Annotated in this window: 17 protein-coding genes; 15 read left to right on the top strand and 2 right to left on the bottom strand. The window is 67.1% G+C overall.

What is annotated here, in order from left to right; genetic code table 11:
* The first annotated feature begins 193 nt into the window (after positions 1–193).
* From SY91_RS17420 to SY91_RS17445, 6 genes are all read left to right on the top strand, one after another.
* A complete protein-coding gene (locus SY91_RS17420) occupies positions 194–547 on the top strand; it encodes a YciI family protein (RefSeq protein ID WP_023475416.1) in 354 nt (117 codons plus the stop codon).
* A gap of 125 nt (positions 548–672) precedes the next feature.
* A complete protein-coding gene (locus tag SY91_RS17425; RefSeq protein ID WP_006479495.1) occupies positions 673–1,092 on the top strand; it encodes a YciI family protein in 420 nt (139 codons plus the stop codon).
* 26 nt (positions 1,093–1,118) lie between these two features.
* Positions 1,119–1,535, top strand: coding sequence for a VOC family protein (locus tag SY91_RS17430; protein ID WP_006479494.1), 417 nt, complete (start codon positions 1,119–1,121; stop codon positions 1,533–1,535).
* A complete protein-coding gene (locus tag SY91_RS17435; protein WP_011548203.1) occupies positions 1,532–2,800 on the top strand; it encodes an RNA polymerase sigma factor in 1,269 nt (422 codons plus the stop codon). The genes SY91_RS17430 and SY91_RS17435 overlap by 4 nt, the downstream gene beginning before the upstream one ends.
* 253 nt (positions 2,801–3,053) lie before the next feature.
* Positions 3,054–3,476 (top strand): rubrerythrin family protein, encoded by a 423-nt coding sequence (locus tag SY91_RS17440; RefSeq protein ID WP_006497294.1) that lies wholly within the window; start codon positions 3,054–3,056, stop codon positions 3,474–3,476.
* Between the two features lie 124 nt (positions 3,477–3,600).
* The gene (locus tag SY91_RS17445) at positions 3,601–4,938 is read left to right on the top strand and encodes a heterodisulfide reductase-related iron-sulfur binding cluster (RefSeq protein WP_023475417.1); all 1,338 of its coding nucleotides are present in this window, start codon (positions 3,601–3,603) and stop codon (positions 4,936–4,938) included.
* A gap of 46 nt (positions 4,939–4,984) precedes the next feature.
* On the opposite strand, the gene SY91_RS17450 is transcribed toward SY91_RS17445, so the two are convergent.
* Complete coding sequence (locus tag SY91_RS17450; RefSeq protein ID WP_185921281.1) at positions 4,985–6,037, bottom strand: RNA-guided endonuclease InsQ/TnpB family protein; 1,053 nt, start codon at positions 6,035–6,037, stop codon at positions 4,985–4,987.
* Between the two features lie 89 nt (positions 6,038–6,126).
* Between SY91_RS17450 and SY91_RS17455 the strand changes: the two genes are divergently transcribed.
* Both SY91_RS17455 and SY91_RS17460 read left to right on the top strand, forming a co-directional pair.
* Positions 6,127–6,708, top strand: coding sequence for a DUF3501 family protein (locus tag SY91_RS17455; RefSeq protein WP_124591511.1), 582 nt, complete (start codon positions 6,127–6,129; stop codon positions 6,706–6,708).
* A gap of 734 nt (positions 6,709–7,442) precedes the next feature.
* The gene (locus SY91_RS17460) at positions 7,443–8,384 is read left to right on the top strand and encodes an IS5/IS1182 family transposase (protein WP_027812635.1); all 942 of its coding nucleotides are present in this window, start codon (positions 7,443–7,445) and stop codon (positions 8,382–8,384) included.
* Between the two features lie 118 nt (positions 8,385–8,502).
* Here SY91_RS17460 and SY91_RS17465 read toward each other — a convergent pair whose 3' ends face one another.
* The gene (locus tag SY91_RS17465) at positions 8,503–10,059 is read right to left on the bottom strand and encodes a mannose-1-phosphate guanylyltransferase/mannose-6-phosphate isomerase (protein WP_185921282.1); all 1,557 of its coding nucleotides are present in this window, start codon (positions 10,057–10,059) and stop codon (positions 8,503–8,505) included.
* 431 nt (positions 10,060–10,490) lie between these two features.
* On the opposite strand from SY91_RS17465, the gene SY91_RS17470 reads away from it, so the two are divergent.
* The 7 genes from SY91_RS17470 to SY91_RS17500 all read left to right on the top strand — a co-directional run bounded on the left by SY91_RS17470 (position 10,491) and on the right by SY91_RS17500 (position 19,480).
* On the top strand, positions 10,491–11,864 hold the full coding sequence (locus SY91_RS17470) for an undecaprenyl-phosphate glucose phosphotransferase (RefSeq protein WP_027808973.1): 1,374 nt from the start codon (positions 10,491–10,493) through the stop codon (positions 11,862–11,864).
* 74 nt (positions 11,865–11,938) lie between these two features.
* Positions 11,939–13,351: a UDP-glucose dehydrogenase family protein gene (locus SY91_RS17475; protein ID WP_006479486.1), complete on the top strand. Its 1,413-nt coding sequence runs from the start codon at positions 11,939–11,941 to the stop codon at positions 13,349–13,351.
* Between the two features lie 30 nt (positions 13,352–13,381).
* Positions 13,382–13,825 carry a low molecular weight protein-tyrosine-phosphatase gene (locus tag SY91_RS17480; protein WP_011548197.1) on the top strand — a complete coding sequence of 148 codons (444 nt, stop codon included), beginning with the start codon at positions 13,382–13,384 and terminating at the stop codon, positions 13,823–13,825.
* Positions 13,819–14,997, top strand: a complete 1,179-nt coding sequence (locus tag SY91_RS17485) for a polysaccharide biosynthesis/export family protein (protein WP_012338500.1) — start codon at positions 13,819–13,821, stop codon at positions 14,995–14,997. The genes SY91_RS17480 and SY91_RS17485 overlap by 7 nt, the downstream gene beginning before the upstream one ends.
* Before the next feature lie 50 nt (positions 14,998–15,047).
* Positions 15,048–17,273 carry a polysaccharide biosynthesis tyrosine autokinase gene (locus tag SY91_RS17490; protein WP_034174887.1) on the top strand — a complete coding sequence of 742 codons (2,226 nt, stop codon included), beginning with the start codon at positions 15,048–15,050 and terminating at the stop codon, positions 17,271–17,273.
* A 59-nt stretch (positions 17,274–17,332) separates the two neighbouring features.
* Positions 17,333–18,283: a glycosyltransferase family 2 protein gene (locus SY91_RS17495; protein ID WP_185921283.1), complete on the top strand. Its 951-nt coding sequence runs from the start codon at positions 17,333–17,335 to the stop codon at positions 18,281–18,283.
* A gap of 51 nt (positions 18,284–18,334) precedes the next feature.
* Positions 18,335–19,480, top strand: a complete 1,146-nt coding sequence (locus SY91_RS17500; RefSeq protein WP_185921284.1) for a glycosyltransferase family 4 protein — start codon at positions 18,335–18,337, stop codon at positions 19,478–19,480.
* Positions 19,481–19,485: the final 5 nt, after the last annotated feature.

The raw sequence follows: 19,485 nt of genomic DNA on the forward strand, positions 1-19,485 counted from the left end.
GGATGAAAATCCGACAGTTCGGGACCGCATCTTGAAGGCAAAATGTCAGGCTGCGGCCGAAATGGCCGTCCGGCCAGTGCCGGTTGGCCAACGATGCGGCAAGCCGCCCCGCGGCTGTTACGCTTTCGCACCGGGCGTCGTGTGCCGCTCGCCCGGCGCATGTCGCCGCGCCCCGTCCCCACAGGAGAAATCCATGTCTTACATGCTGTTGATTGTCGAACCGACCGAACAGCGCGCCGAGCGCGCGCTCGACGAAGGCCAGGCGCTTTATGCGCGGATGGTCGATTTCGCCGAGTCGCTGAAGGCGCGCGGCGTGCTGCGCGGCGTCGAGTCGCTGGAGCGCTCCGAACGCGGCACGCGCGTGCAGGTGCGCGACGGCGAGACGCGGCTGCTCGACGGCCCGTTCGCCGAGGCGAAGGAGATGGTCGGCGGCTTCTTCCTCGTCGACGTCCCCACGCGCGAGGAAGCAATCGAGATCGCGCGCCAGTGCCCGGCCGCGCAATGGTGCACGGTCGAGGTGCGCGCGGTCGGCCCGTGCTTCCTGTGAACGTCGCGACTCGGTATTTACCCTGATTTGTCGTGGCGTGTGTCGATCCGGCCGTCTTTCGTCCGTCGTCCGGATAAGGCGCCGCGGAACGGGCGCCGTCTTCCACCGACGACATGGAGTAAACGATGCGATTCATGATCATGATCCGGGCGAACGCCGTCAGCGAATCCGACGCGTTGCCGGACAACCGGCTGGTCGAGGCCATGACGGTCTATCACGAGGAACTGGCGAAGGCCGGCGTGCTGCTCGACGCCAACGGCCTGAGGCCGAGCGCCCACGGCTGGCGGGTACGCTACACCGGCGGCAAGGGCACGGTGATCGATGGCCCGTTCGCCGAAACGAAGGAACTGATCGCCGGCTATACGCTGATCCAGGTGCGCTCGCGCGACGAGGCGCTCGCATGGACGCGCCGGTTCCCCGCGCCGTTCGGCGCCGAGCTCGATTGCGAGATCGAGGTGCGGCCGCTGTTCGAGCTCGACGACCTCACGCCGAGCGACGCGGTCGAGCGGTTCCGCGATCTCCACGTCGGCCGCAGCCACGCCTGAATCCAACCTCACCGGGAGCACCCGTCATGCACAAGATGGTTTTCATCAACCTGCCGGTAGCCGACCTGCCGCGCGCGAAGACGTTCTACCAGGCGCTCGGCTTCGAGGTCGTGCCGGCCTATACCAACGAGCAGGCCGCGTGCATCCAGATCAGCGACACGATCTTCGCGATGCTGCTCGTGCGGCCGTTTTTCCAGACCTTCACCGACAAGACCATCATCGATCCGGCGACGCACATCCAGGTGCTGTCGTGCCTGTCGTGCGACAGCCGCGCCGAAGTCGACACGCTCGTCGCGAAGGCGCTGGCGGCCGGCGGGGCTGCGCCGCAGGCGCCGCGCGAGTACCCGAACATGTACGGCCACGGGTTCACCGATCCGGACGGCCATACGTGGGAGCTGATGGCCATGCCGCTGGATGCGTCGGCCCAGGGGCAGGCGTCGTGACGCATGAGGCGACGCATCGTGCGATCGAAGCGGTCTGGCGAATCGAGGCGCCGAAAATCATCGCGCGGGCCGCGCGCGTGGTGCGCGACGTCGGCGTGGCCGAGGAACTGGCGCAGGACACGCTCGTCGCGGCGCTCGAGCACTGGCCCGTCGACGGCGTGCCCGACAACCCGGCCGCCTGGCTGATGACGGCCGTGAAGCGGCGCGCGCTCGACCGGGTCCGGCAGGAGTCGCTTCATGCGGCGAAGCGCGACCAGCTCGGCCACGAGATGGACGCGCTCGAGGCGCACGTCGTCCCCGACATCGCGGACGCGATCGCCGATGCGGGCGACGACGACATCGGCGACGACCTGCTGCGGCTGATCTTCACGTCGTGCCACCCGGTGCTGTCGACCGACGCGCGCGTCGCGCTGACGCTGCGGCTGCTCGGCGGGCTGACGACGGGCGAGATCGCGCGCGCGTTCCTGACGCCGGAGCCGACGATCGCGCAGCGGATCGTGCGCGCGAAGCGCACGCTCGCGGCGGCCCACGTGCCGTTCGAGGTGCCGGCCGCCGACGCGCGGCCGGCGCGGCTCGCGTCCGTGCTCGAAGTGATCTACCTCGTGTTCAACGAAGGCCATGCGGCGACGGCGGGCGACGACTGGATGCGTCCGGCGCTGTGCGACGAGGCGTTGCGCCTCGGCCGCGTGCTGGCCGGGCTCGCGCCGGACGAAAGCGAAGTGCTCGGGCTCGTCGCGCTGATGGAACTGCAGGCGTCGCGCATGCATGCCCGCGTCGACGCGCAGGGCCGGCCCGTGCTGCTGCTCGACCAGGACCGCAGCCGCTGGGATCCGTTGCTGATCCGGCGCGGCCTCGCGGCGCTGGAGCGGGCGACGAAGCTCGGCGGCGTGCGCGGGCCGTATGCGCTGCAGGCCGCGCTCGCCGCGTGCCATGCGCGTGCGCGGCAGGCGGCGGACACGGACTGGGCGCAGATCGTCGCGCTGTATGACGCGCTCGCCGAAGTCGCGCCGTCGCCGGTCGTCGAACTCAATCGCGCGGTGGCGGTGGGGATGGCGTTCGGGCCGGCCGCGGCGCTCGAACTTGTCGACGTGCTGCGCGACGATCCGGCGCTCGCGCGCTATCACTGGCTGCCGAGCGTGCGCGGCGATCTGCTCGCGAAGCTCGGCCGTGCCGACGAGGCGAAGCTGGAGTTCCGCCGCGCGGCGGAGTTGACGCGCAACGAACGCGAGCGCGAATTGCTGCTCAAGCGTGCGATGGATGCGTGACGCGGCGCCGTATGCCGTATCCCATGCCGCACGCCGCACCACGCATGACGATCGCGCCCAGCCCATCTTCTCGACCGTCCGCTCACCGCCCCGCGCAGCACGCTATCGCCCGCATTGAAAAAGCCTATTGGGGGATGCGAACTTGAGCGCCTAGATTGAAGAGCACGATGCGCGCCCGGCGCAAGCATCGTTCCCCACATATCTGATCGGCCCGGCGTCGCACGCGGCCGCGCCGACTCGAACGGAGGCGCAAATGGCTCAGCTCAAGGGCAGCAAAACCGAAGAGAACCTGAAGGCCGCATTCGCGGGCGAATCGCAGGCGAACCGGCGCTATCTGTATTTCGCTTCGAAGGCCGACGTCGAGGGGCAGAACGATGTCGCCGCGCTGTTCCGCTCGACCGCCGAAGGCGAAACCGGCCATGCGCACGGCCATCTCGAATACCTGGAAGCCGTCGGCGATCCGGCCACGGGCTTGCCGTTCGGTTCGTCGCGGCTGAATCTCGAATCGGCGATCGCCGGCGAAACGCACGAATACACCGACATGTATCCGGGCATGGCGAAGACCGCGCGCGACGAAGGGTTCGACGAAATCGCGAACTGGTTCGAGACGCTCGCGAAGGCCGAACGCAGCCACGCGAACCGCTACACGAAGGCGCTGGACAGTCTCGTCGACTGACGGGCCGCCGCGGGCCGCACGGCAGCCCCGTGCGACCGGCACGCGGCCGGCTGTTCGTTCCGTCGCCGCCCGCACCGTGCGGGCGGTGCGCTTGCGCACATGCGCGCCACGCGGGAGCGCCCCCATGCCCCACAAGGAAGGCAGTCTCGAAGCGCCGACCCGGCATCCGCTCGACTGGCAGTCCGAAGCGTTCTACGACCAGGCGGCGATCGATGCGGAGATGACGCGCGTATTCGACATATGCGCCGGCTGCCGGCGCTGCGTGTCGCTGTGCGGCGCGTTTCCGGCGCTGTTCGATCTGGTCGACGACACGCCGACGGGCGACATCGAGGAAGTGCCGAAGGCCGCGTTCGGCAAGATCGTCGACCAGTGCTATCTGTGCGACCTCTGCTACATGACGAAATGCCCGTACGTGCCGCCGCACGCGTGGAACGTCGATTTCCCGCACCTGATGCTGCGCGGCAAGGCCGCGCGTTACAAACGCGGCGAAGCGACGTTGCGCGACAAGGTGCTGTCGAATACCGATGCGCTCGGCCATTTCGCGGGCATTCCGGTCGTCACGCAGGCGGTCAACGCGGTGAACCGCACGCCGCCCGCGCGCCACGCGCTCGAAGCGGCGCTCGGTGTCGATCGTCATGCGTGGCTGCCGGAATTCGCGCCGCGCAAGTTCCGGCGCGCCGCCAGACGTTCGGACAACCCGCCCGTGCGCGACGGCGAACGCACGCCCGGCAAGGTCGCGATCTATGCGACCTGCTACGTGAATTTCAACGAGCCGGGAATCGGCCACGACCTGCTCGCGATCCTCGCGCACAACGAGATCCCGTACGAACTCGTCTCGCGCGAAGCGTGCTGCGGGATGCCGCTGCTCGAGCAAGGCAATCTCGACGGCGTCGCCGCGAAGCAGGCCATCAACATCCCGGTGCTCGAGCGCTACGCGCGCGAAGGCTATGCGTTGATCGGCGCGATTCCGAGCTGCGTGCTGATGTACAAGAGCGAGCTGCCGCTGATGTTCCCCGGCGACGCAGCCGTGCGCGCGGTGGCCGACGCGTTCTGGGACCCGTTCGAATACGTGATCGCGCGGCATCGCGACGGGTTGCTCAAGACCGATTTCAAGACCGGCCTCGGCACCGTGTCGTATCACGTGCCGTGCCATGCGCGCGTGCAGAACATCGGCCGCAAGACGGCCGATGCGCTGTCGCTCGTGCCCGATACGCGGGTGAACGTCGTCGAGCGTTGCTCGGGCCACGCGGGCACGTTCGGCGTGAAGAAGGAATTTCATGCGGATGCGATGCGGATCGGCGCGCCGGTGTTCAAGGCGATGGCCGAGCCGCGGCCGGATGTGGTGTCGTCCGACTGCGCGCTCGCCGGGCATCACATCGTGCAGGGCATCGACGAGAAGGGGCTGCCGCAAGCGCCGCTCGCGCATCCGCTGACGCTGCTGCGCCGCGCGTACGGCATCTGAGCCGCTGCCGGCCATCCACGAGGACATCCTTGACGTTCTCCTCTCCCTAAAGGGAGAGGATTCCCACACCTGGCGATGCACGTCCGCATCGGAGAATGTTCAACGCAGCGTTGGTATCTCGATCATGCTCGACACCACAGTCACTGCAGGTCCACTCTCTTATTCGCAGTCCCGCGATACCTTTCGGCCGCGTCGTGCTGTCTTGCGACCCGCACGACGAACAGGACTGGGTCGAACCGCTTTCGTCGACTTCCTCGAACATGGCCCTGTGCGCGATCGCTTTGTAGCGGAGCTTGTTTCGGAAGGACGACCAGGATGCGTCGTAGACGCTTTTCGCCATCCTGGTTCTGGCGAGTTTGACGGCAGATACGTTGCCGACCGCGATGTAATCGAAGCGCCGCACCAGATCGAGCGCGAGCTTGTGCTGGAAATCGGAACGGGCATTGGCGACCTTGGCGTGCAACTTCGCGATATGCCTTTTGTGCTTGCTCGCCCGTTGCGCTTTCGCCAGCTTCTCGGCCGCTCGTCGGCCGAACCGGTCATTGGGCAGCTTCTCGCCGGTCGAAAGTGTGGCGAAGTCTTTCAGGCCGAGATCGATGCCGACGCCGGAACGGATCGGACGAGCCTGAACATCTGGCATCTCGATTACGACGTTCAAGAACCAGTTGCCGCGTGCATCCTGAGCAAAGTTGGTCCCGTCCTTGATCTTGCCTTCGGGAAGCGGTCGGCTGTTGAACACGCGAAACGTGTTGCCGGCGAAACGGAACGCGTCACCCTCGCGCTTCAGGTCACGCCCCTTCAGCGGCACCCAGCCCAGCGATTTCCTGCCGCGATAGCGCAGGTAGGGCCGACGGCGCTGACTGCGCGACTTCGCGTATTGCTCGCACGTCGCGTTGACCGTGCCGGAGTGAATACCGAGTTCCTTGCTGCTACCGGTCGTCAGCACGTTCAGATCGAATCCCGTCGGCCACTTCTTGCCCCACTTGAGCGCGTGCTTCTGCGTGTCGTTGCAGAAGTTCCAGACGTAGTTCACCGCGCGGCTCTGCTTGTTAAGCAGTCCGTTGAGCGACTTCACGCGGTAGCGGTAGACAAGAATCATGCCGATGATCCTAACCCGTGGAAGAAGCTGCCTGTCAACAGCACGCCTTTCCTCCTCGTCCGGAAGGACGGGGTTTCTCGGAGCAACTGATGACGCTGACCCGCGACTCCCTGCTGACGCTCGAAGCGTACGCGAAAATCCGCAAGGCCGAACACGCGCGGCTCGTCGCGTACAAGCGCCGCCGCGCGGTGGCACTCGGCAACCACCTGCGTTTCCTGTTCGAGGACGAGACGACGATCCGCTACCAGATCCACGAGATGCTGCACATCGAGAAGCTCTTCGACGAAGCCGGCATCGAAGGGGAGCTGGAAGCGTATCTGCCGCTGGTGCCCGACGGCACCAACCTGAAGGCGACGATGCAGATCGAGTACGAGCACGAGATCGAACGGCGCGCGGCGCTCGCGCGGCTGATCGGTGTCGAGGATCGCGTGTACCTGCAGGTCGACGGATACGCGAGCGTCTACGCGATCGCCGACGAGGATCTCGAGCGCGACAACGCGGAGAAAACCTCGGCCGTGCACTTCGTCCGCTTCGAGTTCGATGCGCCGATGCGCGCGGCGCTCAAGGGCGGGGCGGCACTGTCGATCGGCTGCGATCACCCGGCCTACACGATGCCGCCGCAGCGGGTGGACGCGGACGTGACCGCGTCACTGGCCGGCGATCTGCGCTAGCGCCACTGCTACCTCCACCGCGTGCCACGCACGCGGGCTTGCGCTTTTCCGTTCCGACCCGAAGAAACCCGCGCCCCACGCCCTGCGGCGCGGCCGCGTGGCGCTCGCCGCGAAGTTGTAACAAGCGTGACGGATTTGCATGCGGGGACACATTGGGCACGCTGCGTCAGCGTGTTTTCATCACTCGCAGGGAAACAATAAAGAGATTGTGCATGAAGATAATTTGATTCAGCTCAATTTGAACGATTTACCGATTCGTGAATATCTTGTTACGAATTTTCCCCTGATTTACCGATTTTCGGAGGCTATTCCGGGTGGTGTCGCCGGCAGGGGCCGGAGCAGCCCGAAACCGCCTGCTTAAGCGCATTCCTCAGACGCTGCGGAGCCCCGCTGGACGGGCCTTTGCAGTCATCGGCATAAAGATCTCGCAAAAAAATTCAAGCATAAATGGTTTGCCCGCCCATGGCAGGTTGTTTCAGTGCGTAACATTAAGTCATTGTCATATTGAGATAAACCCTAGGGATGGTATGCTTCGTGCACAAAAATTCCCACATTGGAGTGAGACCGCGATTTGTGCGCCATTGCCGGGAATCGCGGCACCGAGAAAGTGCGGTGTCGCCCGGTATGCACAACGCCGGATAACCATAATGTGCAACCTGGCCGCCCCGCGACGCGAAGTGTCGCGACGGCGCCGCCAATCGCAGCCCCGGCCTGGCTGCGTGGAGAGATCGACTATGTTCTTCGATGAGCTTAACGATGAAGAGTGGTTTCGCCTTTCAGCGCTGATCGCCGATGAACCCATCCGGCTGAACCGTCGCGGGCGTCCACGCGCCGAACCGCGTGTCGTCGCCAACGCGGTGCTGTGGATCCTGACGACCGGGGAAGCCTGGTCAAAGCTGCCCGGCCGCTATCCGTCCGGGCCGACGTGCCGTCGTCGCTACGAGGAGTGGCTCGCGAACGGCACGCTGCTGAAGATGATCGACGTGCTGACCCAGTTCAGCGGGCGCACGTTCGCGTATATTCCGCCGCCGCCGGAGGCGGTCGTGCCGGCTCGCCGTGCGGAACCGGTGCCCGACAACGACCGTCTGCGCGGCGTGTTCTGGCAGAACCCCGAGTCGTGGCAATTGCCGGTTGCGCAGGCAAACGTTTGGGAGGGCGAAGGCGCGTCGTTGAGCACGCTGTCGGCCGACCAGGTGGACGGCCGCGCCGACGTGTCGTTCGCGGTGCCCGGCGCGCCGGCCGCGGAGCTGCGCCATGCGCGCGCGTCGGCGGCGAGCTTCGCCGCGGCCGAGCCGCAGGTCGACGAGTATCGCGGCTATACGATCAGCGGCATCGCACAGCCCGTGCAGAACCTGATGTATCGCGCGTGGGCCGAGATCTCGCAGGACGACCGGCGCGTCGAACGCTCGGGCCTGATCGGCCCGCGCTTCACCGACGCCGAGGCAGCGGAGCAGTACGCGCTCGAGTGGGCACGCCAGTGGATCGATCGCCACGGTGCAAGCGACGCGCCGGCGCGCGAGCCGCAAGGCGAGGTGCTGGCCGGTTTGTCGGCGCTGGCGCGCGCGGAATCGGACATCAAGCGCTTCATCGCCGAGCGTCGCGCGGGCGTGTTGTCGGAAAGCCGCAACGATCCCGTGCAGTCGGAGCGTCGCGAATACGCGTACCGCGTGGGCTGATCGCCGTTGCCGTGCAACGCGCGGGCCGTCGTGTGCCACGACGCCCGCGCGGAAATCCCGTGTCTCCATGTCTGCCCGGGCGCCGCTGTCGAAGCGGCGCCCTTTGTCGCATGACGCGTTACTGCCGGCCGTAGGTATCGTCGAAGCGGACGATGTCGTCCTCGCCGAGATACGCACCCGACTGCACTTCGATCAGCTCGAGCGGCATCTTGCCCGGGTTCTCCAGGCGGTGCGAGACGCCGAGCGGAATGTACGTCGATTCGTTTTCGGACAGCAGGAACGTTTCGTCGCCGCGCGTGATGCGTGCCGTGCCGCGCACGACGATCCAGTGTTCGGCGCGGTGATGGTGCATCTGCAGCGACAGTTGCGCGCCCGGCTTCACGACGATGCGCTTCACCTGGAAGCGCTCGCCGGTGTCGACCGAGTCGTAGTGGCCCCACGGACGATGCACCTTGCGGTGATCGGTCGCTTCGGTGCCTTGTCGCGCCTTGATGTGCCCGACGATCTTCTTCACGTCCTGCACGCGTGATTTATCCGCGACGAGCACGGCGTCGGGCGTTTCGACGACGACCAGGTTCTGCGTGCCGACGCAGGCGACGAGCCGGCTTTCCGAATGCGCGAACGTCGAGTCGGCGCCTTCGAACAGCACGTGGCCGCGGCCGACGTTGCCGCTCTCGTCCTTCGGCGAGATCTGCCAGATCGCGTCCCACGAGCCGACGTCGGACCAGCCCGCGTCGAGCGGCACGACGACGCTTTCGCACAGTTGCGGCTGGCTCGCGAGCGGCTCCATCACCGCGTAGTCGATCGAGTTCGACGGCGACGCGGCGAATGCGTCGCGATCGACGCGGAAGAAATCGCCGTCTTCCTTGCCCTGTGCGACGGCCTGTTCGCAGGCCGCGTAGATTGCCGGTTCGAGCTGCCGGATCGCGTTCAGCCAGACCGACGCGCGCACGATGAAGATCCCGCTGTTCCACCAGTATTCGCCCGACGCGACGTACTGCTGCGCGAGCTCGAGGTGCGGCTTCTCGACGAAACGGTCGAGGCGGCGCACGTCGAGGGTGCCCGTTCCGGCGTCGCCGAGCGGTGCGCCGACGCGAATGTAGCCGTAGCCGGTTTCCGCGTGCTTGGGCACGATGCCCATCGTCGCGATCTTGCCTTGCGCCGCGCAGTGCACGCCGGCCGCGACGGCCGCGTGAAAGCGCGGCAGGTCCGCGACCGCATGGTCGGCCGGCATCACGGTCATCACCGCGTCGGTGCCGTTCGCGACGAGTCGCAGCGCGGCGAGCGTCAGCGCCGGCGCGGTGTCGCGGCCGAGCGGCTCGAGCATGATGGTCGCGTTCCTGGCCGTCAGGCGCAGCTGTTCGGCGGTCGTGAAGCGATGATCCTCGCCGCATACGATCAGCACGTCGTCGTTCAGCGGGTAGTCGGCCGTCAGGCCGTCGAGGCGCAGCGCGGTGGATTGCAGCAGCGAGTGATCGCCGAGCAGTCCGATCAGCTGTTTCGGAAAACGCTCGCGCGACATCGGCCACAGGCGCGTGCCGGAACCGCCGGCGAGAATCACGGGCTGCACGGCGAGACGTGTGCCGACGGCGGGCATACCGGCTGCGGGTGTGCCAGCTGCGGGTGCGGCGGAAGAAGAATGGCGCGTTTCGGCGACCACTGCCGGAGCATTCATGATGACACTCTCCACGGTTGAAGTCAGTGCCTGTCGTTGTAGCATGAAGTAAATCGACAATAAAACCGGACCCAATGGCGGATATCCGCCACGCATTCATCCGGGAGAATTTTCCGCGGTAGCATTGGCCGGAAATAAAAAAGTAAAAAATAATTCCGGGCGCCGGCCGGACGCGACCGCCCGCAAAGGGTGAGCGGAAGGCGTAACGACTCATAAAAAATCTCCATTTCCCGCCCATTCGGGAAAACCTGCCGATTTAATTAAAAAAGATCGCGGCAAGAATTTCCGATTATTTTTCGAAATACTTGTGCGCTTGAGGATGAATTTTCTTGTCGCTTCAATAGCGTCATGCAACGTTTGATTCGAATGTGCGGCACGGGCTGCACAAGGCGCTGTTCGGCAAACGCCTGTTCAAAGAAGAGGAAACAGACATGTTGAGCGTGCTGGCGAGAGTCATCGATATCGCGATGGTCGTGACGGGCGCGCTGATCGCGGCCGCGCTGCACGGCGGCAGCATCGGGCTCAGCGACCTGCAGCGCACGACGGTGCTGTTCGACTGCCTGCTGGTCGTCGTGTTCTTTCCGGCCTTCGGCATCTACCAGTCGTGGCGCGGCAAGCGCCTCGTCGGGCTGATGGGGCGGGTCGTGTTCGCGTGGCTCGCGGTCGAGCTCGCGGGCATCCTGATGAGTTTCAGCTTTCACCAGTCGGGCGACCTGTCGCGGCTGTGGCTGGGTTACTGGGCGCTCGCGACGACGGTGCTGCTCGCCGGCTCGAAGGCCTGCGTGCACGTCGTGCTGCGGCAATTGCGCCGCGGCGGCTACAACCTGAAGGCGGTGGCGATCGTCGGCGGCACGCCGGCGGCGCGGCGGCTGATCGCGCAGATGCGGGCGCGGCCGGAAGCCGGCTTCAATCCGGTGTGCGTGTACGACGAAAGCGAGGCGCCGGGCGAAGTCGCGCTCGACGACGTGCGGATCGAGCGGCAGTTCGAATCGCTGGTGTGGCTGGTGCGCAGCCGCGCGATCAGCGAGCTGTGGCTCACGCTGCCGATCACGGAGGAGCGCCGGATTCACCAGATCGTGACGGTGTTTCGCCACGACTTCGTGAACATCCGCTTCATTCCGGACGTGCGCACGCTGTCGTTCTTCAACCAGGAAGTGGTCGAGGTGCTCGGCGTGCCGGCGATCAACCTCGCGGCGTCGCCGATCACCGACGTGCGGATCTTGCCGAAGTTCGTGTTCGACCGGCTGTTCGCGCTGGCGGCGCTCACCGCGCTCGCGCCGGTGATGGTGCTGATCGCGGCGCTGATCAAGCTGACCTCGCGCGGGCCGGTGTTCTTTCGGCAGAAGCGCAAGGGCATCGACGGGCACGAGTTCGAGATCTACAAGTTTCGCTCGATGAAGGTGCACCAGGAAGTGGCCGGCCAGGTCACGCAGGCGACCAGGAACGACTCGCGCGTGACGCCGGTCGGCCGGTTCCTGCGCCGCACGAGCCTCGACGAACTGCCGCAGTTCATCAACGTGCTGAAGGGCGAGATGTCGGTGGTGGGGCCGCGCCCGCATGCGCTCGCGCACGACGACATCTACAAGGATCTGGTCAAGGGCTACATGTTCCGCTACCGGATCAAGCCCGGCATCACCGGATGGGCGCAGATCAACGGCTATCGCGGCGAGACCGACCAGATCGAGAAGATGATGGGCCGCGTGAAGCTCGACCTGTACTACATGCAGAACTGGTCGTTCTGGCTCGACATCAAGATCGTCGTGCTGACGCTGTGGAAAGGCTTCACCGGCAGCAACGCGTACTGACACCGACGCGCCGCGTCACGCGGGCATTCCGGTTTTACGAATTTCGAATCATTGGTCAAGGGGTCCGACACATCATGAATCTGACTATCATCGGCAGCGGTTACGTAGGGCTCGTCACCGGCGCCTGTCTCGCCGACATCGGGCACGACGTGTTCTGTCTCGACGTCGACCAGGCAAAGATCGATATCCTGAACAACGGCGGCGTACCGATCCACGAGCCGGGCCTGAAGGAAGTCATCGCGCGCAACCGCTCGGCCGGCCGCCTGCGCTTCTCGACCGACATCGAGGCCGCGGTCGCGCACGGCGACGTGCAGTTCATCGCGGTCGGCACGCCGCCCGACGAGGACGGCTCGGCCGACCTGCAGTACGTGCTCGCGGCGGCGCGCAACATCGGCCGCTACATGACCGGCTTCAAGGTGATCGTCGACAAGTCGACGGTGCCGGTCGGCACGGCCGAGCGCGTGCGCGCGGCGGTCGCCGAGGAGCTCGCGAAGCGCGGCGGCGACCAGATGTTCTCGGTCGTGTCGAATCCGGAATTCCTGAAGGAAGGCGCGGCCGTCGACGATTTCACGCGGCCGGACCGCATCGTGATCGGCTGCGACGACGACGTGCCGGGCGAGCGCGCCCGCGAGCTGATGAAGAAGCTCTATGCGCCGTTCAACCGCAATCACGAGCGCACGCTGTACATGGACGTGCGCTCGGCCGAGTTCACGAAATACGCGGCGAACGCGATGCTCGCGACGCGTATCTCGTTCATGAACGAGCTGGCGAACCTCGCCGACCGCTTCGGCGCCGACATCGAGGCCGTGCGCCGCGGGATCGGTTCCGATCCGCGCATCGGCTACCACTTCCTGTACGCCGGCTGCGGCTACGGCGGCTCGTGCTTCCCGAAGGACGTCGAGGCGCTGATCCGCACGGCCGACGAGCACGGTCAGTCGCTGCAGATCCTGAAGGCCGTGTCGTCGGTCAACGCGACGCAAAAGCGCGTGCTCGCCGAGAAGATCGTCGCGCGTTTCGGCGAGGACCTGAGCGGCCGCACGTTCGCGCTGTGGGGCCTGGCGTTCAAGCCGAACACCGACGACATGCGCGAGGCGCCGAGCCGTGAGCTGATCGCCGAGCTGCTGTCGCGCGGCGCGCGCGTCGCCGCGTACGACCCGGTCGCGCAGCAGGAAGCGCGCCGCGTGATCGCGCTCGATCTCGCCGATCACCCGAGCTGGCTCGAGCGCCTCTCCTTCGTCGACGACGAGGCGCAAGCCGCGCGCGACGCCGACGCGCTCGTGATCGTCACCGAATGGAAGGCGTTCAAGAGCCCGGACTTCGTCGCGCTCGGCCGCCTGTGGAAGACGCCCGTGATCTTCGACGGCCGCAACCTGTACGAGCCGGAGACGATGAGCGAGCAGGGCATCGAGTACCACCCGATCGGCCGGCCGGGCTCGCGCCAGGCGGTCGCCGCTCGCGTGCCGGGCGCCGCGCGCGCCAGCGCGTAACCCGTTTTTCGTCACTCGTTACGAGACGCCATGTTCCGGAACATCCTGATCGTCTGCCACGCGAACGTCTGCCGCAGCCCGGCGGCGGAAATGCTGTTCAAGTCGCACGCCGCGTCGCGCGGCGGCCCGCGCCCGACGTTTCATTCGGCCGGCGTGCACGCGAACGACGGCGACGGCATCGATCCGGTGATGCGGCGACTGCTGGCCGAGCGGGGTGTCGATGCGACGACCCATCGCTCGCGGCGGCTGTCGCGCCGGATCGTGCGCGACGCCGACCTGATTCTCGTCAGCGAGCGCGAACAGATCAAGGCCGTCGAAGCGGTCGATCCGTTCGCGCGCGGCAAGGTTCACCTGCTCGGCAAGTGGGAAGGGGCCGAGATCGCGGACCCGCACGGCGGCCCCGAGGCCGACTACCGCGAGAGCTACTCACTGATCGAACGTCTGGTTCAAGGATGGCTACAGAAACTATGCTGAAACGCCCGATGCGCCCGGTGGCGCTTGCCGTCGCGCTGACGACTTTCCTGTCAGCCTGTGCAACCGCGCCCGGCAACTACCTCGACTCGTCGAACCTGAAGGACGAAGGCCGGCAGGAAGCGGCCGAAACCTATCCGGTTCATTACATCGACGCCAAAGTGGTGATGGACCAGCTGCAGAAAGCGCAGGTCGATCATCCGCTGCCGCCCGGGCGCTATACCGATCCGTCGCAGTACACGTATCGCGTCGGCCCGCAGGACATCCTCGGCGTCACCGTGTGGGACCACCCGGAGCTGACGACGCCGCAGGGCCAGTCGTTCTCGAGCGGCGGCAACACGACGCAATCGGTCGCGGGCGCGCTGCAGCAGCCGTATACGACCGCGCTGCCGGGCCAGGCCGATCCGTACGGCCAGACGGTCGCCGCCGACGGCACGATCTTCTTCCCGTTCGTCGGCCGCATCCGCGTGGCGGGCAAGACGGTCGCGCAGATCCGCGACGAGATGGCGTCCAGCCTGTCGCGCTACGTGAAGAATCCGCAGCTCGACGTGCGCGTGCTGTCGTTCCGCAGCCAGAAGGTGCAGGTGACGGGCGAGGTCAAGCAGCCGGGCCCGCTCGCGGTGAGCGACGTGCCGCTCACGCTCGTCGACGCGATCTCGCGTTCCGGCGGTTCGACCGCCGAGGCCGACCTGCAGCGCGTGCGTCTGACGCGCGACGGCAAGCTCTACACGCTCGACGCGAACGGCGTGCTCGATCGCGGCGAAGTGAAGCAGAACGTGATGCTGCAGCCGGGCGACATCGTCAACGTGCCGGACCGCAGCGACAGCCGCGTGTTCATCATGGGCGAGGTCAAGACGCCGGTCACGGTGCCGATGCTCAAGGGCAAGCTGACCATCGCCGATGCGCTGACCGCGGGCGGCGGGATTCTCGACACCGACGCGAACCCGCGCAAGATCTATGTGATGCGCGGGATGCGCGACAACCCGACGAAGCCCGAGGTGTACCGCCTCGACATGACGCAGCCCGATGCGCTGATGCTGTCGAGCCGCTTCCCGCTTCAACCGCTCGACGTCGTCTACGTCAGCACGGCCGGTTCGGTGCAGTTCAACCGTGTGCTGCAGCAGGTGCTGCCGACGATCCAGACGATCTTCTACATGCGGCAAATCACGCGCTGATAGTCCGCCGGGGCGGCGCCCGCCCCCCGGCACCACTCAAGCGGGAACGAATGGTGAACACGCAAGCGAAACACTCCTACGCGGACCTGACCGCGAAAACCGAGGAAGAGGACGTCGTCCTCGGCCAGTTGCTCCAGGTCATCATGGACGACATCTGGCTGCTGCTCGGCATCGCGGTGACGGTCGTCGCGCTCGCCGGCCTCTACTGCTTCATCGCGAAGCCGGTCTACCAGGCGGACGTGCACGTGCGGGTCGAGGGCAACGACAACACGTCGCAGGCGCTCACGCAGACGCAGACGGGCGCGTCGATCAACAGCGGCCCGCAGCAGGCACCGACCGACGCGGAAATCGAGATCATCAAGAGCCGCGGCGTCGTCACGCCGGTCGTCGAGCAGTTCAAGCTGAACTTCTCGGTCGCGCCGAAGACGCTGCCGGTGCTCGGCAGCCTCGCCGCGCGTCTCGCGACGCCCGGCGAGCCGTCGCGGCCGTGGCTCGGCCTGAAGTCGTATGCGTGGGGCGGCGAAGTCGCCGACGTCGACTCGATCAGCGTCGTGCCGGCGCTCGAAGGCAAGAAGCTGACGCTGACGGCCGGCCCGAACGGCACCTATTCGCTGGTCGACGAGAACGGCACGCGGCTGCTGGCGGGCCGCGTCGGCGAATCGGCGCAGGGCGGCGGCGTGACGCTGCTCGTGCAGAAGCTCGTCGCGCGTCCCGGCACGCAGTTCACGGTGGTGCGCTACAACGATCTCGACGCGATCAGCGGCTTCCAGGCCGGCATCCAGGTGAGCGAGCAGGGCAAGCAGACGGGCGTCGTGCAGATCTCGCTCGAAGGCAAGGACCCGGACCAGACCGCCGCGATCGCGAACGCGCTCGCGCAGTCGTACCTGAACCAGCACGTGGTCGCGAAGCAGGCGGAAGCGACCAAGATGCTCGACTTCCTGAAGGGCGAGGAGCCGCGCCTGAAGGCCGACCTCGAACGCGCGGAAGCCGCGCTCACGCAATACCAGCGCACGTCGGGCTCGATCAACGCGAGCGACGAGGCGAAGGTCTACCTCGAAGGCAGCGTGCAGTACGAACAGCAGATCGCCGCGCAGCGGCTGCAGCTTGCGTCGCTCGCGCAGCGCTTCACCGATTCGCATCCGATGGTGATCGCCGCGAAGCAGCAGCTCGCGGAGCTGCAGGGCGAGAAGGACAAGTTCAGCAACCGCTTCCGCAGCCTGCCGGCGACCGAGGTGAAGGCGGTCCAGCTCCAGCGCGACGCGAAGGTCGCCGAGGACATCTACGTGCTGCTGCTGAACCGCGTGCAGGAACTGTCGGTGCAGAAGGCCGGCACGGGCGGCAACATCCACCTGATCGATTCGGCGCTGCGTCCGGGCGCGCCGGTCAAGCCGAAGAAGGTGCTGATCCTGTCGGCCGCCGTGTTCCTCGGGCTGATCCTCGGCACGGGCGTCGTGTTCCTGCGCCGCAACCTGTTCCAGGGCATCGAGGACCCGGACCGCATCGAGCGCGCGTTCAACCTGCCGCTGTACGGGCTGGTGCCGCAAAGCGCCGAGCAGGTGAAGCTCGACGCGGCGGCGGAGAAGGGCGGCAGCCGTGCGCGGCCGATCCTCGCGAGCCTGCGTCCGAAGGACCTCAGCGTCGAGAGCATGCGCAGCCTGCGCACCGCGATGCAGTTCGCGATGATGGACGCGAAGAACCGCGTGATCGTGCTGACCGGCCCGACGCCGGGCATCGGCAAGAGCTTCCTGACGGTCAACCTCGCGGTGCTGCTCGCGCATTCGGGCAAGCGCGTGCTGCTGATCGACGCCGACATGCGCCGCGGGATGCTCGACCGCTATTTCGGTCTCACCGTGCAGCCGGGCCTGTCCGAGCTGCTGAGCGATCAGTCGCCGCTCGAGGAAGCGGTCCGCGAGACGCCGGTGCAGGGCCTGTCGTTCATCGCGGCCGGCACGCGCCCGCCGAACCCGTCGGAGCTGCTGATGTCGACGCGCCTGCCGCAATACCTCGAAGGGCTTGGCAAGCGCTACGACGTCGTGCTGATCGATTCGCCGCCGGTGCTGGCGGTGACCGACGCGACCATCATCGGCCGCATGGCCGGCTCGACGTTCCTCGTGTTGCGCTCGGGCATGCATACCGAAGGCGAGATCGCCGACGCGATCAAGCGCTTGCGTACCGCGGGCGTCGATCTGGAGGGCGGGATCTTCAATGGCGTGCCGCCGAAGGCGCGCGGCTACGGCCGCGGCTATGCGGCCGTGCACGAATACCTGAGCGCTTGACCGCATTTCACGACACCGGGCCGGCGCGAGCGCCTGCCCGGCCGACTGGAGAATCCTTGATGAAAATTTCCGTGCTCGTTCCGACCTACCGGCGTCCCGCCGACCTCGCGCGCTGCCTGCTGGCGCTGCAGCGGCAGCAGCGGCTGCCCGACGAGGTGATCGTCGTCGCGCGCCCGGAGGACGACGCCACGCACGAACGACTCGCCGATCCGGCGGTCGGCGGCGCGCTGCCGCTGCGCATCGTGCCGGTCGACGTGGGAGGGCAGGTCGCCGCGCTGAACAAGGGGCTCGACTCGGCGAACGGCGACATCGTCGCGATCACCGACGACGATGCGGCGCCGCGCCCCGACTGGCTCGCGCGCATCGAAGCCGTATTCCAGGCCGATCCGCGCGTGGGCGCGGTCGGCGGACGCGACTGGGTGCACGAGAAGGGCCGCCTGCTCGACGAATCGCGCGAGCTCGTCGGCCAGCTCACGCTGTCCGGCAAGATCATCGGCAATCATCACCTCGGCGTGGGCGGCGCGCGCGAAGTCGACATGCTCAAGGGCGCAAACATGAGCTATCGCCGCGCGGCGATCGAACGGCTGCGCTTCGACACGCGGCTGCGCGGCGCCGGCGCGCAGATGCACAACGACATGGGCTTCAGCATGCAGGTGCAGCGCGAAGGCTGGAAGCTCGTCTACGACCCGGCGATCGCGGTCGATCATTTTCCGGCCGAGCGCTTCGACGACGACCGGCGCGATGCCGCGTCGCTGAACGCGATCAGCAACGGCGCGCACAACCTGCACCTGATCCTGCGCGAGCATCTGGCGCCGCTGCGGCGCGAGATCGCGTGGTGGTGGTGGGCGCTGGTCGGCACGCGCGTCTACCCGGGCTTCGCGCACCTGCTGCTGGCGCTGCCGACCGCGCGGCGCGCCCGCGTGCTCGCGCACTGGCGCGCGGTGCGCCGCGGCGCCCGCGATGCCCGTCGCACCAACCTTGCCCCCACCGTGCGGCGATGCCGCCGGTGACGTCTTGAACGGCCTGCGCGCACCGCGCGCGGCCACATCCGGAGGGCTCGCATGACCACGAAGGCTGCAACCAAAGTCCACGTCCATCTGTTCTATGGCGCCGATCCGCGTACCTACCGGAAGGGCGACGACATCGGCTGCCTGTACGGCTATCACCACGCCGAATCCGACGAATTCCGGTTGACCTATTCGCAGGACGTCGGCGAGAACCGCGTCGTGAGCGTCGCGCGCCGCGCGCTGAAGGCGGCGCTCGGCTTCGACGTCGTGCATGCGTGGCGCAATCGCGCGGCGCTGCTCAATACCGACGTGATCTGGACGCACACCGAGCAGGAGCATCTGGCCGCCGCGCTGATCCTCAAGCTCGCCGGCGCGCAGGGCAAGCGCCCGCTGCTGCTTGCGCAGAGCGTGTGGCTGTTCGACAAGTGGGGCAGCTTCGGCGGCCCGCGCCGCTGGCTGTACCGCAAGCTGCTCGCGCGCGCCGACGCGCTGACCACGCTCGCCCGCGACAACGCCGACCTGTGCCGACGCTATCTCGGGCGCGAAGCCGAATTCGTCTATTACGGGCTCAACACGCAGGATTTCCCGCCGGTCGAGCCGCGGCAATGGCAACCGAACCGGCCGCTGCGGATCGCGGCGATCGGCAACGACCGCGACCGCGACTGGCGCACGTTCCTCGCCGCGTTCGGCGGCGACGCACGCTACGAGGTGCGGCTCGCGACGCGCCGCCGCGTGCCGCGCGAGTGGCATGCGCCGAACGTGAAGATCGGCCCGGCGTCGGGGCTCGCGAAGCAGCACGAGCTGTACGTGTGGGCCGACGTGATCGTCGTGCCGCTGCGGCCGAATTTCCATGCATCGGGCATCACCGTGATGCTCGAGGCGGCGGCCGTCGGCAAGCCAATGATCGTGTCCGACGTGGGCGGCCTGAGCGACTATTTCCCGCACGATACGGCTGCCTATGTGCCGGCGTTCGACGCGCAGGCGATGCGCCAGGCCGCCGACCGCTTCGTCGCCGATCCGGCGGCGGCGCTCGACTGCGCGCGGGCCGCGGCTGCGTGCCTGCGCGAACGCGACCTGACCACGCAGGCGTTCGCCGAGCAGCACGTGCGGATCACGCGCGACATGCTGCGCCGGCGCCGCACGCCCGCGGCGGCAGGCATGGCGATGCCGCTCGCCGATTCGCGTCCGTCGTCGCAGTGAGCGCG

Source organism: Burkholderia cenocepacia (assembly GCF_014211915.1).
GTDB lineage: Bacteria > Pseudomonadota > Gammaproteobacteria > Burkholderiales > Burkholderiaceae > Burkholderia > Burkholderia orbicola.

Coding starts and splice junctions, on each gene's coding strand:
- SY91_RS17420 (WP_023475416.1), top strand. CDS start 194: ATGTCTTACATGCTGTTGATTGTCGAACCGACCGAACAGCGCGCCGAG.
- SY91_RS17425 (WP_006479495.1), top strand. CDS start 673: ATGCGATTCATGATCATGATCCGGGCGAACGCCGTCAGCGAATCCGAC.
- SY91_RS17430 (WP_006479494.1), top strand. CDS start 1,119: ATGCACAAGATGGTTTTCATCAACCTGCCGGTAGCCGACCTGCCGCGC.
- SY91_RS17440 (WP_006497294.1), top strand. CDS start 3,054: ATGGCTCAGCTCAAGGGCAGCAAAACCGAAGAGAACCTGAAGGCCGCA.
- SY91_RS17445 (WP_023475417.1), top strand. CDS start 3,601: ATGCCCCACAAGGAAGGCAGTCTCGAAGCGCCGACCCGGCATCCGCTC.
- SY91_RS17450 (WP_185921281.1), bottom strand. CDS start 6,037: ATGATTCTTGTCTACCGCTACCGCGTGAAGTCGCTCAACGGACTGCTT.
- SY91_RS17455 (WP_124591511.1), top strand. CDS start 6,127: ATGACGCTGACCCGCGACTCCCTGCTGACGCTCGAAGCGTACGCGAAA.
- SY91_RS17460 (WP_027812635.1), top strand. CDS start 7,443: ATGTTCTTCGATGAGCTTAACGATGAAGAGTGGTTTCGCCTTTCAGCG.
- SY91_RS17465 (WP_185921282.1), bottom strand. CDS start 10,059: ATGAATGCTCCGGCAGTGGTCGCCGAAACGCGCCATTCTTCTTCCGCC.
- SY91_RS17470 (WP_027808973.1), top strand. CDS start 10,491: ATGTTGAGCGTGCTGGCGAGAGTCATCGATATCGCGATGGTCGTGACG.
- SY91_RS17475 (WP_006479486.1), top strand. CDS start 11,939: ATGAATCTGACTATCATCGGCAGCGGTTACGTAGGGCTCGTCACCGGC.
- SY91_RS17480 (WP_011548197.1), top strand. CDS start 13,382: ATGTTCCGGAACATCCTGATCGTCTGCCACGCGAACGTCTGCCGCAGC.
- SY91_RS17485 (WP_012338500.1), top strand. CDS start 13,819: ATGCTGAAACGCCCGATGCGCCCGGTGGCGCTTGCCGTCGCGCTGACG.
- SY91_RS17490 (WP_034174887.1), top strand. CDS start 15,048: ATGGTGAACACGCAAGCGAAACACTCCTACGCGGACCTGACCGCGAAA.
- SY91_RS17495 (WP_185921283.1), top strand. CDS start 17,333: ATGAAAATTTCCGTGCTCGTTCCGACCTACCGGCGTCCCGCCGACCTC.
- SY91_RS17500 (WP_185921284.1), top strand. CDS start 18,335: ATGACCACGAAGGCTGCAACCAAAGTCCACGTCCATCTGTTCTATGGC.